General features: G+C 71.8%; 13 protein-coding genes. 9 read left to right on the top strand and 4 right to left on the bottom strand.

The genetic code is table 11. The annotated features are described in order from the left end of the window. Positions 1 to 159: 159 nt before the first annotated feature. Positions 160 to 375 (top strand): I78 family peptidase inhibitor, encoded by a 216-nt coding sequence (locus ASC82_RS21805; protein WP_056650623.1) that lies wholly within the window; start codon positions 160 to 162, stop codon positions 373 to 375. A gap of 74 nt (positions 376 to 449) precedes the next feature. On the opposite strand, the gene ASC82_RS21800 is transcribed toward ASC82_RS21805, so the two are convergent. Next, positions 450 to 1,331: a phosphatase PAP2 family protein gene (locus ASC82_RS21800; protein WP_056650621.1), complete on the bottom strand. Its 882-nt coding sequence runs from the start codon at positions 1,329 to 1,331 to the stop codon at positions 450 to 452. Between the two features lie 407 nt (positions 1,332 to 1,738). Here ASC82_RS21800 and ASC82_RS21795 point away from each other — a divergent pair, with 407 nt between their 5' ends. Beyond that, positions 1,739 to 3,451, top strand: a complete 1,713-nt coding sequence (locus ASC82_RS21795) for an MFS transporter (protein WP_056650618.1) — start codon at positions 1,739 to 1,741, stop codon at positions 3,449 to 3,451. Positions 3,452 to 3,493: 42 nt separating this feature from the next. Here the strand turns inward: ASC82_RS21795 and sepF are convergent, their stop codons facing one another. Then, positions 3,494 to 3,928, bottom strand: coding sequence for a cell division protein SepF (sepF, locus tag ASC82_RS21790; RefSeq protein ID WP_024761734.1), 435 nt, complete (start codon positions 3,926 to 3,928; stop codon positions 3,494 to 3,496). A gap of 311 nt (positions 3,929 to 4,239) precedes the next feature. Between sepF and ASC82_RS21785 the strand changes: the two genes are divergently transcribed. After that, a complete protein-coding gene (locus ASC82_RS21785; RefSeq protein WP_056650862.1) occupies positions 4,240 to 5,532 on the top strand; it encodes a DUF5685 family protein in 1,293 nt (430 codons plus the stop codon). A gap of 106 nt (positions 5,533 to 5,638) precedes the next feature. On the opposite strand, the gene ASC82_RS21780 is transcribed toward ASC82_RS21785, so the two are convergent. Next, a complete protein-coding gene (locus ASC82_RS21780) occupies positions 5,639 to 6,616 on the bottom strand; it encodes an ABC transporter substrate-binding protein (protein WP_056650616.1) in 978 nt (325 codons plus the stop codon). Continuing rightward, positions 6,613 to 7,092 carry a GNAT family N-acetyltransferase gene (locus ASC82_RS21775; RefSeq protein WP_056650613.1) on the bottom strand — a complete coding sequence of 160 codons (480 nt, stop codon included), beginning with the start codon at positions 7,090 to 7,092 and terminating at the stop codon, positions 6,613 to 6,615. The genes ASC82_RS21780 and ASC82_RS21775 overlap by 4 nt, the downstream gene beginning before the upstream one ends. A gap of 409 nt (positions 7,093 to 7,501) precedes the next feature. Between ASC82_RS21775 and ASC82_RS21770 the strand changes: the two genes are divergently transcribed. Genes ASC82_RS21770 through ASC82_RS21745 form a run of 6 tightly spaced genes read left to right on the top strand, consistent with a single transcriptional unit; the run spans position 7,502 to position 13,889 of the window. Further along, entirely contained in the window at positions 7,502 to 8,350 is an 849-nt protein-coding gene (locus ASC82_RS21770; RefSeq protein WP_056650610.1) for an amino acid ABC transporter permease, read from the top strand. Beyond that, on the top strand, positions 8,347 to 10,281 hold the full coding sequence (locus ASC82_RS21765) for an FAD/NAD(P)-binding protein (RefSeq protein ID WP_079039401.1): 1,935 nt from the start codon (positions 8,347 to 8,349) through the stop codon (positions 10,279 to 10,281). Before ASC82_RS21770 ends, ASC82_RS21765 begins: the two co-directional genes overlap by 4 nt. Before the next feature lie 46 nt (positions 10,282 to 10,327). After that, positions 10,328 to 11,230 (top strand): amino acid ABC transporter permease, encoded by a 903-nt coding sequence (locus ASC82_RS21760; RefSeq protein WP_056650607.1) that lies wholly within the window; start codon positions 10,328 to 10,330, stop codon positions 11,228 to 11,230. Further along, complete coding sequence (locus tag ASC82_RS21755) at positions 11,227 to 12,021, top strand: amino acid ABC transporter ATP-binding protein (protein ID WP_056650604.1); 795 nt, start codon at positions 11,227 to 11,229, stop codon at positions 12,019 to 12,021. The genes ASC82_RS21760 and ASC82_RS21755 overlap by 4 nt, the downstream gene beginning before the upstream one ends. 54 nt (positions 12,022 to 12,075) lie before the next feature. Beyond that, positions 12,076 to 13,050: an ABC transporter substrate-binding protein gene (locus ASC82_RS21750; protein WP_056650601.1), complete on the top strand. Its 975-nt coding sequence runs from the start codon at positions 12,076 to 12,078 to the stop codon at positions 13,048 to 13,050. Positions 13,051 to 13,100: 50 nt separating this feature from the next. Then, positions 13,101 to 13,889 (top strand): DUF1684 domain-containing protein, encoded by a 789-nt coding sequence (locus ASC82_RS21745; RefSeq protein ID WP_056650598.1) that lies wholly within the window; start codon positions 13,101 to 13,103, stop codon positions 13,887 to 13,889. Positions 13,890 to 13,915 lie beyond the last annotated feature (26 nt).

Below are 13,915 nucleotides of genomic sequence, written 5' to 3'. Positions count from 1 at the left end.
TACGAGTGTGGTGAAACCCTTCGTGCGAACTGCTGGAAGCCGCGGGGAATTGCTGGAGAATCGACCCGAAACTGTCCCTTCGAGTGACGGAGGGCGTGTCAAACATATGTCGAGAACTTGTGACACAAGCGTGACCGCAAAGAGGCTAACGTGAGGCCTATGTCACCCACATCGCGCACTCCCGAACCGCCCCGCGACGCTCCCGAGTCCTATGTGGGACTCGACGGCGACGGTGCCGAGCAGCTCGCCAGGGCACGGGGCTGGAAGGTCGTCAGGTCCTTGCCGCCCGGTTCGATCATCACCATGGAATACCTGTCGGGGCGTATCAACTTCGAGGTCGAGGACGGCGCCGTCACCCGCTGCTGGATCGGTTGAGACCAGGGCTGTGAACAGGGGAAAGGCCCCGGCCGAGGACGGTCGGGGCCTTTCCTTTCACGCAGGGGGTGAGGTCAGCCGCGCGTCGCCGGGGCGCGGCCGCGGGCCACTCCCACGGTCTCGCGGACGGGCTCCTCGGCTCCGGTCGGGCGCTGCGGGAAGAACCCGGGGCGCGGTCCGCCGGAGGCCACGGGCAGGGAGGGCACCAGCCGGCGGCGGTCGCGCAGCCGGTCCAGGAGCCGGTCGCGCAGCGCGAGGATCCAGGACTCCGCCACCGCGAGGACCGGCTCGCACCAGGGCAGGGCGAGCAGGACCAGGAGCCCGGCGGCCCAGCCGAGCAGGACGTCGCTCAGCCAGTGCGTGCCCAGATAGACGGTGGTGAGGCCGACGCCGAGCGCGACCACGGCGGAGAGGGCCGACAGGTAGCGCCTGGCCCTCGGTGTGGTCGCCAGATAGGCGAGGATGCCCCAGGTCACGACCGCGTTGGCGGTGTGACCGGAGGGGAATATATCGCCGCCCGCGAAGAGCTCGGCGGAGCCGACCTGCGTCGCGTAGTGGGGGCCGAGGCGGCCGAGCCCGAGCTTGACCGCGCCGACCGAGACGTTGAGCAGCAGCAGCGCCGCGCCGAGACACAGCAATGGCCGCAGGGTGTGCTGACGCCAGGAGCGCCAGCCCAGCCATGCGGCCACCATGACGGCCGTGGGGCCGCGCTGACCGAGGACGACGTAGTAGTCGAGGAAGCCATGGATCTCCGGCCACTGCTGATAGGGCCGGAACAACATGATCTTCCAGTCGAGGGTCACCAGCCACGTCGACAGCAGCACCGCGACGACAATGGCCAGATAGAACGCCGACGTCCCGCCGAAGAGCGCGAGACGCGTGCGGGTCATCCGAGGGACCTCTATCTTCGGCGGTTCCGGCTCCCGGTCCAGCCGGGCAAAGATGTCGGTACGCACCCAATCGACGTTACAGGGAGTGAGAAGCCGTCCCGGTCGATCCGGTGCCTTCGTGATGACCATGTGATGTGGAGTAGGTCTCAGTCGCCGTTTCATTCCCGGCGTCCGTCGGTAAATCCGATGACCTTCAGCCCTATTGCCGGAGAGTCTCTTTTCGGAAGAGTGTTTGAACGCAGGGGAATTGCTTCAAACAGGTATACGTACGGAATTCCATGCGACGCGCGGGCCGCGCCGAGTGGCGTACGCCACAGGCGGAGGCCCGCCGGGGTGAGAGCTGCACCACGCGCTCGGGGGGTGAACTCGCGTACGCTGACGGCTCACTCGCCCGTCGATGTCGGGCCGCCCCAGGGGGCAAACGCCCTGGTCGGCGCCTGCCGAGCGCGAGAGCTTCACTGGGAGGTACGTACATGTCGCGGACGATCACGGCCCGAGCACGAGAGCGTGCCGCCGACGGCGGAACCAATCGCTGGGTCGTCCTGGTCGTCCTCTGCGTCAGCCTTCTCCTGGTCGCCCTCGACGCGACCATCCTCCACGTCGCCGTCCCCTCGCTCACCGAGGACCTGCGCCCCAGTTCGACCGCGCTGCTCTGGATCGTCGACGCCTACCCACTGATCTGCGCCTCGCTGCTGATCCTCTTCGGCACCCTCGGCGACCGGGTCGGCAGACGGCGGGTCCTCCTCCTCGGCTACGCGCTGTTCGGCGTCGCCTCGGCGATCGCCGCCCTCGCCACCGAGCCGGGGGTCCTCATCGCGGCCCGCGCGCTCCTCGGCGTCGGCGGCGCCATGATCATGCCCGCGACGCTCTCCATCCTCCGGACGGTCTTCCCCGACCGGAGGGAGCGCGCCACCGCCATCGGCATCTGGACCGCGGTCGCCGCGGTCGGGGCCGCGACCGGACCGGTGCTCGGCGGCTTCCTCGTCGAGCACTACTGGTGGGGCTCCGTCTTCCTCATCAACATCCCGCTGATGGCACTGATCCTGCCGCTGGGCCGCCGTCTCCTCCCCGAATCCCGGGGAGACTCCGACGGCCCCTGGGACGTCCTCGGCGCCCTCATGGCCGCCGCCGGAGTCCTCGGCTGCGTCCTCGGGGTCAAGCGCGCCGGAGCCGGCGAGCCGCTGCTCGCCCTCCCGACCGCGGGACCGCTGCTCGTCGGCGCCGCGCTCCTCGTCCTCTTCGTCCGCCGGCAGAAGCGGCGCCCGCACCCGCTGATCGACATGCGGCTCTTCTCCCGGGCGGCCTTCACCACCTCGGTCGGCTGCATCGTCATCGGCATGCTGGCCCTGGTCGGCCTGGAGCTCATCGCCGTCCAGTACCTTCAGCTCGTCCTCGGACTGAGCCCCCTGGAGACCGGGCTCCGGCTCCTGCCGCTCACCTTCGCCGCCATGGCGGCCGGTGCCACCGGCTCGTACACCCTGCGCAGGATCGGCCCGCGACGGATGGTCGGCTGGGGCTTCGTGCTCACCGCCGCCGCGGTGCTGCTGCTCACCTTCATGGGGCAGCACGACCGGCCGCTGCTGCTCACGGTGGGCTTCGTGCTGCTCGGCTTCGGCCTGCAGACCACGCTCTTCTCGGCGTACGAGTCGATGCTCAGCGAGGCACCGCAGCGGAGCGCGGGCGGCGCCGCCGCGATCGGCGAGACCTCGTACCAGCTCGGCGCCGGCATGGGCATCGCGCTGCTCGGCAGCGTGATGAACGCCGCGTACGCCCCCGGGCTCGCCTCGGTCCCCGGGGTGCCGGCGGAGGCGAGCAGCGCCGCTTCGAACTCCCTCGGCGAGGCCTACAAGGTCGCCGACCAGCTCGGCGGCACGGCGGGCACGGCCCTGCACCAGGCCGCCCGGCACGCCTTCGTGGACGGGCTGCACATCACGCTCTGCGTGAGCGCCGTCCTGCTGCTCGTCGGCGCGCTGATGGCCCGGCGACTGCCCCGGGTCATGGAGTGTCCGGCGGAAGCGGGGGAGTCGTACGAGGTGTACGCGTCGCCGGAGGTGGGCGAGCCGCCGACGGTGGACGGGGCGCACGCGGCGAGCCCCTCGGACGCTCCGGGCAAGCCGGCCGAGCCGCGGGTGCCCGCGACCCGGGAAGCGATCGAGCCCGCCGGCTCGGGACGTCCGGCGCACTGACCCGATTCCTCGGGTGGTGCCCGGTCGGGCCGGCGGACCCGCTCAGCTCTGGTTGAAGAAACCGTCCTGCGGACGCCGACGGGACTCTCCGCCGACGATCTGGGTGTCGGCGGGAGTGAGCAGGAAGACCCGCGTCGCCACGCGCTCGATCGAGCCGCGCAGACCGAAGGCGAGGCCTGCGGCGAAGTCGACCACGCGCTTGGCGTCGTGCGGCTCCATCCCGGTCAGGTTCACGATCACCGGAACACCGTCCCGGAAGAGCTCTCCGATGCCCCGGGCGTCCCGGAAGCCGTCGGGGGAGACGGTGGCGATCCGGCGGCCCTGATCCTGGGCGGTGTCCGTGGCCACCCGGACACGGGGGTCCGTCACCCAGGCGTCGCCGTTCTCGGCACCGTCGGCGTACTCGTCGTCGTAGTAACGCTCGTCGTTGTCCTCGACGAGTCCCAGCCAGGCACTTGCCTTGCGCACCGATCCCATGGACGCCTCCTTTCAGCGCGGTCACTTGTGGTTCCGCAATCCCTATCGTCGTCCATGATGCGGATCGCGCGCCAAGTGGATACACGGCGCGCAGGGGATTCGTGACGGTACTGGTGCAGAACGTGAGCGTCGATTTCTGGCGATACGTCAGGAATCTTGCGGTATGCGGGGCCTGACGGAGGGGTGTGCAACTTAAAATATGAAAGTCGGGCCAGAAGGGTGACGATGGGCGCGTACGGGTGAACGACGCGGCTCGCTACGATGCCGCGAAGCCGCTCGACGGCACTTCGTACGGCTCACGGGGGCACCTCATGTTCGGAATCGTCAGACCCTGCACGCACCGGCTCACCGACGGACTCAAAGTCGACTGGATGGCCCACCTCTGCGGCCTCTGCCTGGCGCTTCGGGCGGACCACGGGCAGTTCGCCCGGGTCGTCACCAACTATGACGGGCTCATCGTCTCGGTTCTGACGGAGGCTCAGACCGGCACGGTGGCGACCGGGCGGCGCACCGCGGGACCCTGCCCGCTGCGCGGGATGCGGACCGCGCCGGTGGCCCAGGGGGAGGGCGCGCGCCTCGCCGCCGCCGTCTCGCTCGTCCTCGCCTCCGCGAAGGTACGGGACCACGTCGCCGACCGGGACGGCCTGTTGGCGCGCAAGCCGGTCGCCCTGGCGGCCCGCCGTGTCGCCCGCTCTTGGGACCGGGCCGGGGCCAGGACCGGCCGCGCCCTCGGCTTCGACACCGCCGTCCTCGTCGACGCCGTCGACCGGCAGGCCGGGCTCGAGTCCCTCGCCGGCATCGGTACGCCGCTGCTCGCCGTCACCGAGCCGACCGAGACCGCGACCGCGGCCGCCTTCGCGCACACCGCCGTCCTCGCCGGGCGCCCGGGGAACGCCGCGCCGCTCGCCGAGGCGGGCCGGCTCTTCGGCCGCCTCGCCCACCTCCTCGACGCCGTCGAGGACCAGCCGGCCGACGCGGCGGCGGGCGCCTGGAACCCGCTCACCGCGACCGGCACCTCCCGGGAGGAGGCCCGCCGGCTCGCCGACGACGCCCTGCACGGCATCCGCCTCGCCCTGCGGGACGCCGAGTTCACCGACGGCAGGCTGGTCCACGTCCTGCTCGCCCACGAGCTCCGTACCTCGGTGGACCGCGCTTTCGGCACGACGAGCTGCTCGCACGGAGCGCCGGGGCAGGGGCCGGTGCACGGGCAGGGTCCGGTGCCGGGGAACCCGTACGCGCCCCACGGGCCGGGACCCGTCCCCGGCAACCCGTACGCCCCCGGCCCCGGCGGCCCGGGTGGACCCGGCGGGCCCTACGCCCCCGGCCCCGGTGGCCCCGGAGGTCCCGGCGGGCCGTTCCCGCCCGGGCCGCCGAACCGGCGCGGACTGATAGCCGGATGCGCCCTCTGGGTCGGCCTGGCCTGCACCTGCCAGATGTGCTGCGGGACCTTCGAGGACCCCTGGAGCCGGCAGCGGCGCGAGGGGCTCTGCCAGCAGTGCGACCCCGGCAGCTGCTGCGACTGCTGTGACTGCTGCAGCAACTGCTCCTCCTGCTGCGAGGGCGACGGCTGCTGCGGGGACTGCAGCTGCGGCTGCGACTGCTGACACCCCGTCGGCCCGGCGGGGACGCCCCACAGGCCCGGCGGGACGCCCGTCGGCCCGGCGGGACGCCCACCGGCCCGGCGGACACCCCGCCGGGCCGACGCACCCGCTACTTCGTCGGCGCCGGGATCTCCGGCGGGGTGATCTGCGACCGCTCGATGCCCGACTCCGTCACGCCCCACTTCTTCAGGATCCGGTCGTACGTCCCGTCGGCCTTCAGGCCGTTCACCGCCGCCTGGAAGGCCGGGGCGAGCGGGGTGCCCTTCTTGAAGGCGAAGCCGACGTCGAGCCGCCGGTACTCGTTGAGGAACTTCACGTTCTTCTGCTGCGTCACCGCGTACCGCACGCCGTTGATCGTGCTCATCACGACATCGCTGCGGCCCTGCTGGAGCGCCATCCAGACCGCTCCCGTCTCGTTGAAGACGTTCACCTCGTACGCCGGCTTCCCGGCCTCCGCGCACCGGCCCTTGTTCTGCTCCAGGGTCCGTTCGAAGGTGGTGCCGGCGCCGGTCGCGACCTTCAGGCCGCACAGCTGCGTGAGGTCGGTGACCGCCTTCAGCGGACTGTCGGCCCGGGTGGCGAAGCCCTGCCCGTCGTTGACGTACGTGACGAAGTCGATGGTCTTGCGCCGCTCCTCCGTCACCCCGAAGTTCCCGGTGCCCACGTCGTACTTGCCGCTGCCGAGCGCCGGCAGGATCGCCTCGAAGCCGACCGCCTCGCGCTTCACCTCCAGGCCGAGGGCCTTCGCCACGGCGCCCGTGAAGTCGGCGTCCACCCCGACCACGGTCCTGCCGTCGGGCAGGTAGGCCGAACTGGGCGGGGTCCCGACCGAGGCGGCGACCGTGAAACTGCCCCGCTGCCGGACGTCGGCCGGGAGCAGCTTCGCCGCGGCCTCGTTCTTCTTGACCGCCGAGACCACGTCCTCGGTGGGAAGCGTGCCCTTCGCGGCGCCCGGCGCTCCCGAGGCCCCGGCCGGAGCCGTCGTGGGCTCGCCCCCGGCGCAGGCGGTGAGCGTGAGCGCGGCCGCGGTGATCAGCGCGAAGCCGAGGGTCGTGCGGGCGGTGCCGGAACTCGTACGCGTGCTCATGGTTTCGGGTTCTCCAGGAATTTCTCGAACGGCAGGGGGCCGAGCGACTCGGGTGCGGCGGACACGTCGAAGAGCGGCCGGTAGCCGGTCGCCAGATAGAGGCCCCTGGCCTCCGGCTGGCGCCCGCCGGTCGTCAGATAGATGCGGGAGTAGCCGCGGGCGGCGGCCTCGCGTTCGAGCACGGTGAGGACGCGGCGGGCGAGCCCGCGCCTGCGGTGTGCCGAGTGGGTCCAGATCCTCTTCAGCTCGGCGGTGTGGTCGTCGTAGCGGCGGTACGCGCCTCCGGCCACGGGCCGGCCCTGCTCCATGAGGAGCAGGAAGGCGCCGTCGGGAGGGGCGAACTCGGTGGCCGGATAGAGGCTCAGATCGTGCGCGGAGCCGTACCGGGTCGTGTATTCGTACGCCAGCTCGTCGAGGAGCGGGCGGGCCAGGGGGTCGGTGGTCGTGGTCCGGTACACGGACAGCGCGAAGGTCATGACGGTCCTTCAGGGCGAAGGAGGACAAGCGGGGCAGAGCGAGGGGAGGGGAGAGCTCAGGCACTCACGAGGGGCCTGTGTGTGAAGGCGCCGCGGAAAACAGCACGCGGGCAGAGCAGGGCAGAGCGGAGGTCAGCTCAACAGGAAGAGGACCACACGCGACCGAAGTCGATGTGGGAGCGGGTGACCAGCTGCTGCGGATGCATGGCCCCAGTGGAACAGGCATCCGTTTCCGCGTCAACCACGATGAGACGCACGGCTCACCCTGTGGACACCCTTGACAGCAGGGCATGTTGACCGCATAGCCTCGAAGGGCGGATCGGGCTGAGGGGCCCGGATCCGTGCTCCGCCGCGTGTGAAGGCGCACTCCCGTGTTCGATCCGCCCTCTGGCATCCACGGAGCCTTCGCATGTCCGCGACCCTCGTCAAGATCCCCTCCACGGCCCCGCCGGCCGAGCCGCCTCCCCGAGTCGTCCCCACCCGCCGCGCCGGCCAGTGGACAGCGGCGGCCGCCGTCCTCGTCCTCCTCGGCCTCGGACTCCTCTCGGTCGTCCGCAACAAGGCCTTCCAGTGGGACGTCGTCGCCGAGTACTTCACCTCCGCGTCCGTCCTGCGCGGCCTCGGTCTCACCCTGTGGCTGACCGCCCTCGTCATGGCCCTCGGCTTCGTCCTCGGCACGCTGCTCGCCGTCCTCCGGATGTCCGCCAACCCCGTTCTGCGCGCGGTCAGTTGGGGGTACGTCTGGTTCTTCCGGTCCACCCCGATCCTGGTCCAGCTGCTCTTCTGGTTCAACATCGGCGCGCTCTACCCGACCGTCCTCGGCGTGCACACGGTCAACCTCCTCGGCCCCGTCTCCGTCGCCGTCATCGGCCTCACCCTGCACGAGGCCGCCTACGCCGCCGAGGTCGTGCGCGGCGGCATCCTCTCCGTCGACCGCGGCCAGATCGAGGCCGCCCAGTCCCTCGGCCTCGGCCGGTGGCGCAGGCTCACCCGGATCGTGCTCCCCCAGGCGATGCGCTCGATCGTCCCGCCCGCCGGAAACATGCTGATCGGCACCCTCAAGGGCACCTCGATCGTCTCCGTCATCGCCGTTCAGGACCTGCTCTACTCGACCCAGCTCGTCTACCACCGCACGTACGAGGTCATCCCGCTGCTCCTCGTCGCCACCCTCTGGTACGTGGCGGTGACCTCGGTCCTCAGCCTCGGCCAGCACTACGTCGAGCGGTACTACGCCCGCGGCACGGGCGGTGCCCGATGAGCCCCGCCCCCTCGGCATCCCCGACGCCCTCGATCGTCATCGTGGGCGCGGGGCCGCGCGGGACCGGCTTCCTCGAACGGCTCGCCGCCAACCTGCCCGAGCTGTACGGCGACGGCCCCCTCGACCTCCACCTCGTCGACCCGCACCCGCCGGGCCCGGGACGGATCTGGCGCACCGAACAGTCCCCGCTGCTCTGGATGAACTCCCAGGCCGAGGACGTCACCATGTTCACCGACGAGACCGTGCGGCTCGACGGGCCCGTCCTGCCCGGACCCACCCTCGCCGACTGGGCCGGCATCGAGGGCCGCACCTTCCCCACCCGCCCCCAGCAGGGCGCCTACCTGCGCTGGGTGTACGAGCGGGCCCTCGCCGCCCTGCCCGTCTCCGTCACCGTCCACGAGCACCGCACCTCCGCGCTGCGGATCGGCGGCCCCCGCGACGGACGCCAGCGGGTCTGGCTCGAGGCCGGCGCCGAGCCGCTCCTCGCCGACCTCGTCGTCCTCACCGTCGGCCACCTCGACGCCGAACCCGACCCGGAGCAGCGGGCGCTCGCCGGCTTCGCCGCCCGCCACCGGCTCGTCCACCTCCCGCCCGACTTCACCGCCGACAGCGACCTCTCCGCCCTGCCCGCCGGCGAGCCCGTCCTGGTCCGCGGCTTCGGCCTCGCCTTCGTCGACCTGATGGTGCTCCTCACCGAGGGCCGCGGCGGACGGTACGAGGGCGAGGGCGACGACCTCGTCTACGTACCCTCCGGCCGGGAGCCCGTGCTGCACGTCGGCTCGCGGCGGGGCGTCCCGTACCACTCGAAGATCGGGTACGCGCTCGACGGCGAACGGCCCCCGCTGCCCCGGTTCTTCGGGACCGAGCAGACCGACGCCCTCCTGGAACGGGACGGGCCGCTCGACTTCCGGCGCGACGTGTGGCCGCTCATCGACAAGGAGCTCGGCTGGGCCCACTACCACCGGCTCTTCTCCACCCACCCCGAGCGGACCTCCCTCGACCGGACCTCCTTCGAGGAGGCGTACGCGCAGGCGCCGCCGCGCAGTGCGGAGATCGCCGCGCTCGTCGCCGCGGCCGTCCCCGACCCCGCCGACCGGTTCGACCCGGACGCCCTCGACCACCCCCTCGACGGGGTCCGCTTCGTCTCCGCCGAGGCGCTCCAGCACGGCCTGCGCGACTACGTCACCGACGACCTGGCCCGCCGCCACGACCCCGCCCACAGCCCCGACGCCGCCGTCTTCGCGGCCCTCCTCTCCGTCTACGCCCAGCTCCTGAGCCTCGGCGGCCGCGTCGACCTGGGCGGCTGGTGGCACGGCTTCTTCAGCTACCTCGCCTCCGGCCCGCCCGGCCCCCGGCTGCGGCAGCTCCTCGCGCTCTCCCGCGCCGGCGTGGTCCGCTTCCTCGGACCCCAGGTCACCGTCGAGACCGACGAGGAGCGCGGGGTCTTCCGCGCCGCGTCCGCCGCCGTGCCGGGGGAGTGGACCGAGGCGCGCGCCCTCGTCGAGGCCCGGCTGCCCGACCCCACCCTGGAGCTCACCGGCAGCCCGCTGCTGCGCGCGCTGTACGAGGACGGGGCCCGGGCCACCGCCAGCGGACTCCTCGTCGTCGACCCCGCCGACGGCCGGATCCTGGAGCGCGACGGGCGCCCGCACCCGCGCCGCTTCGCGCTCGGCCCGCACACCACCGCCCGGGCGGGCGGGGCCTTCACCCGGCCCCGTACCGGCGGGATCGCCTTCGGGCAGAACGACATCGCCGCACGGGCCGCGCTGACCTTCCTGAGCGAGCAGGACGTCCGGAGCGACCGGAGTGACCGGGGCGACCGGAGCGACGACCGGGGCGTCCAGAGCGACCGGGCCGACCTGGCCGACCGGGGCGTCCTGAGCGACCAGGGCGGCCGGAGCTGTCGTCGTCCGGCCCCGCTGAGCGCCTGATCCGCGCTCCCCCTTCAGCCTCCCGACCCGTTCCCGAGGAACCGCCATGGCTCTCACCAGCGATCCACCCTCCACCGCCACCCTCACGAAGGACCCGACCGCCACCGCCACGCCCCCGGCACCCGCCGAGCTCGTGGTCGTCCCCGTGCGCCACCCCTGGCGCTGGGTGGCCGTCGCCGCCACCGCCGTCCTGCTCGTGCAGTTCGCCCACGGCCTCGTCACCAACCCCGGCTGGGAGTGGGACGTCTTCGCCGCCTTCTTCACCACCGAGACGATCCTCCAGGCCGTCTGGGTCACCCTCCAGCTCACCTTCTACGGCACGGCCCTCGGCTTCGCCATCGGCATCGTGCTGGCCTTCATGCGCCTCTCGGCCAACCCGTTCCTGCGCTCGGTCGCCTTCGGCTACATCTGGGCCTTCCGCTCCATCCCGCTCATCGTCCAGCTGCTCTTCTGGTTCAACCTCGCCTACCTCTACAAGGAGTTGAGCATCGGCATCCCCTTCGGGCCGAGCTTCCTCTCCTTCGACACGATGGGCCTCGTCGGCGAGATGAGCGCCGCCGTCCTCGGGCTCGCCCTCCACCAGGCGGCCTACGCGGCGGAGATCGTCCGGGGCGGCGTACTCGCCGTGGACGAGGGCCAGTCGGAGGCGGCGGCCTCCCTCGGCATCCCGAAATTCCGGCAGCTGCGGCGGATCGTGCTGCCGCAGGCGATGCGCTCGATCCTGCCCAACGCCGCCAACGAGATCATCTCGCTCTTCAAGGGCACCTCGATCGTCTCGGTCATGGCGATCGGCGAACTCTTCTACCAGGTGCAGGTCGTCTACGGCCGCAACGGACGGGTCGTCCCGCTCCTCATGGTCGCCACCGCCTGGTACGTCCTGCTCACCACCGCGCTCTCCGTCGTCCAGCACTACGTCGAACGCCACTACGCGAAGGGGAGCGCCCGATGAGCTCCGCGACCACCACCGTCCCCGAGGCCACCACCGCCAAGGTCGAGATCCGCTCCGTCCACAAGAACTTCGGCGCGCTCCACGTCCTGCGCGGCATCGACCTCGACGTCCGGGCGGGTGAGGTCACCGTCGTCCTCGGCCCCTCGGGCTCCGGCAAGTCGACCCTCCTGCGGACCATCAACCACCTGGAGAAGGTCGACAGCGGCACGGTCAGCGTCGACGGCACCCTCGTCGGCTACCGCCGCTCCGGGAACAAGCTCTACGAGCTGCGGGAGCGCGACATCCTCAAGCAGCGCACCCGGATCGGCTTCGTCTTCCAGAACTTCCACCTCTTCCCGCACCTGACCGTCCTGGAGAACATCGTCGAGGCCCCCGTCTCGGCCCTGAAGCGCCCCCGCAAGGAGGCCGAGGCCGCGGCCCGGAAGCTGCTCGACCGCGTCGGACTCGCCGACAAGGCGGAGGCGTACCCCAAGCAGCTCTCCGGCGGACAGCAGCAGCGGGTCGCCATCGCCCGCGCGCTCGCCCTGGAACCGGGGCTGCTCCTCTTCGACGAGCCGACCTCCGCGCTCGACCCCGAACTGGTCGGCGAGGTCCTCGACGTCATCAAGGACCTGGCCGCCACCGGCACGACCATGATCGTCGTCACGCACGAGATCGGCTTCGCCCGCGAGGTCGCCGACACCGTGGTCTTCATGGACGAGGGCCGGATCGTCGAGCAGGGTCCGCCGGCCGAGGTGCTCGACAGCCCACGCCACGAGCGCACCCGCGCCTTCCTCTCCAAGGTCCTCTGACCGCCCGTCTCCTTCTTCTCCCCTTCCCTTCTCTTCCGCACCAGGAGTCCCGTCATGAAGTCCCGTCGCGCCGTCCTCACCGCCCTCGCCTCGCTCACCGCCCTCGGGGTCCTCACCGCCTGCGGCGCGGGGGACGCCGCCACCGCCGACATCAAGCCCGAGGGGCAGAAGGGGAGCGGCATCAACGTGGGCCCGGACCAGAAGCGCGTCCACACCGCCAAGGTCGAGGCCATCGCCGCCCAGGTGCCCGAGGCCGTCCGCAAGAGAGGCACGCTCGTCATCGGAGTCTCCGCGAACAGCAGTCCGCCGCTCGCCTTCCGCGCCACCGACGACAAGACGCTGATCGGCACCGAGCTCGACCTCGCGACGCTGGTGGCCGACACCCTCGGCCTGAAGCCCCAGTTCGAGCCGGTCTCCTGGGAGAACCTCTTCGTCGGCCTCGACAGCGGCAAGTACGACGCCGTCTTCTCCAACGTCACCGTGACCGAGGAGCGCAAGGACAAGTACGACTTCGCCACCTACCGCCTCGACGACCTCGCCTTCGAGGCGAAGAAGGGCTCCGGCTGGACGGTGAAGGGCCCCGAGGACGTGGCGGGGAAGAAGATCGCCGTCGGCTCCGGCACCAACCAGGAGAAGATCCTCGTCGACTGGTCCGCGCAGAACGAGAAGGCGGGCCGCAAGGGCGTCGAGATCTCGTACTTCCAGAACACCAGCGACTACTACCTGGCCCTCCAGTCCGGCCGGATCGACGGCTACCTCGGCCCCAACCCCGTCGTCGCCTACCACGTGGCCTCGGCCGGACAGACCGAGGTCGCCGGGAAGTTCTCCGGCGCGGGCGCCGGGCTCCAGGGCAAGATCGCGGCCACCACGAAGAAGGGCAGCGGCCTCGTCGCCGCCTACGGGGCCGCGATCGACCACATCGTCGGGAACGGCACCTACGCCGAGGTGCTCAAGCGCTGGGGTCTGGGCAGCGAGGCCGTGGAGAAGTCGGAGATCAACCCGCCCGGCCTGCCCCGCACCAAGAACTGACCCACGGCGCGCCCCGGGCTTCCGCAGCCCGTATGAAAAGGTGGAACACCATGAGCACGGATCCGCAGCAGGACTGGCAGCACTGGCACGAGCAGCGCGAGGCGGCGGTCGCCTCCTCGTACGGCCCGCTCTCCCTCACGGGCACGCACTGGCTCTCGGATCACCCGGAGGGTCGAATTCCGGCCGTTCCCGGCGAGTGGCGGGAGGACGGCGACGAGGTGGTCCTGACGGCGGACGCGGAGGACGCGATCACCGTCGACGGGAAGCCCTTCACCGGCACCGTACGCCTCACCGCCGACCACGCCCCGATCCACGAGTCCCGGGTCGAGTCGGCCGGCCGGCGGCTCGTCGTCCTGCGGCGCGAAGGGCTCTGGGCCGTACGGGACTTCGACCCCGGCTCCGAGGCCCGCACCGCCTTCCGGGGCATCGAGGCCACCCCGTACGACGAGCGCTGGGTCGTGCCCGGCGTCTTCCGTCCGTACGAGGAGACGCGCAGCGTGCGGGTCGAGAACGCCGACGGCCGGGAGCGCGGCCTCGGGCTCGCCGGCGAGCTGGCCTTCGAGCTGCACGGCGGCGAGCACACCCTCCAGGTGGCCGTCGAGGACGACGGCTCGCTGTGGACGGTCTTCGCGGACGCCACCAGCGGCCGGGACAGCTACCGCTTCCGCTTCCTGCGGCCGGCGGCCCCGGCGGCGGACGGCTCGGTGACGGTGGACTTCAACCGCGCGCTGCTCCCGCCGTGCGCCTTCGCCGACCACTTCATCTGCCCCTTCCCGCCGCCGGGCAACACGCTCGACACCGCGGTGCCGGCGGGGGAGCGGCGGCTGAACCCCGCCTGAGCAGGGGCTTCTGCAGGACGTACGGA

The organism is Streptomyces sp. Root431 (assembly GCF_001426585.1).
In the GTDB taxonomy this organism is placed as follows: Bacteria; Actinomycetota; Actinomycetes; order Streptomycetales; family Streptomycetaceae; genus Streptomyces; species Streptomyces stackebrandtii.
The sequence above is the reverse complement of the archived record's forward strand: the minus strand, read 5'-3'. Positions and strand labels throughout refer to the sequence as shown.

Excerpts from the sequence above, each read along its gene's own strand:
- ASC82_RS21755 (WP_056650604.1), top strand. The coding sequence starts at position 11,227 with ATGAGCTCCGCGACCACCACCGTCCCCGAGGCCACCACCGCCAAGGTC.
- ASC82_RS21805 (WP_056650623.1), top strand. The coding sequence starts at position 160 with ATGTCACCCACATCGCGCACTCCCGAACCGCCCCGCGACGCTCCCGAG.
- ASC82_RS21760 (WP_056650607.1), top strand. The coding sequence starts at position 10,328 with ATGGCTCTCACCAGCGATCCACCCTCCACCGCCACCCTCACGAAGGAC.
- ASC82_RS21745 (WP_056650598.1), top strand. The coding sequence starts at position 13,101 with ATGAGCACGGATCCGCAGCAGGACTGGCAGCACTGGCACGAGCAGCGC.
- ASC82_RS21770 (WP_056650610.1), top strand. The coding sequence starts at position 7,502 with ATGTCCGCGACCCTCGTCAAGATCCCCTCCACGGCCCCGCCGGCCGAG.
- ASC82_RS21750 (WP_056650601.1), top strand. The coding sequence starts at position 12,076 with ATGAAGTCCCGTCGCGCCGTCCTCACCGCCCTCGCCTCGCTCACCGCC.
- sepF (WP_024761734.1), bottom strand. The coding sequence starts at position 3,928 with ATGGGATCGGTGCGCAAGGCAAGTGCCTGGCTGGGACTCGTCGAGGAC.
- ASC82_RS21765 (WP_079039401.1), top strand. The coding sequence starts at position 8,347 with ATGAGCCCCGCCCCCTCGGCATCCCCGACGCCCTCGATCGTCATCGTG.
- ASC82_RS21785 (WP_056650862.1), top strand. The coding sequence starts at position 4,240 with ATGTTCGGAATCGTCAGACCCTGCACGCACCGGCTCACCGACGGACTC.
- ASC82_RS21775 (WP_056650613.1), bottom strand. The coding sequence starts at position 7,092 with ATGACCTTCGCGCTGTCCGTGTACCGGACCACGACCACCGACCCCCTG.
- ASC82_RS21795 (WP_056650618.1), top strand. The coding sequence starts at position 1,739 with ATGTCGCGGACGATCACGGCCCGAGCACGAGAGCGTGCCGCCGACGGC.
- ASC82_RS21780 (WP_056650616.1), bottom strand. The coding sequence starts at position 6,616 with ATGAGCACGCGTACGAGTTCCGGCACCGCCCGCACGACCCTCGGCTTC.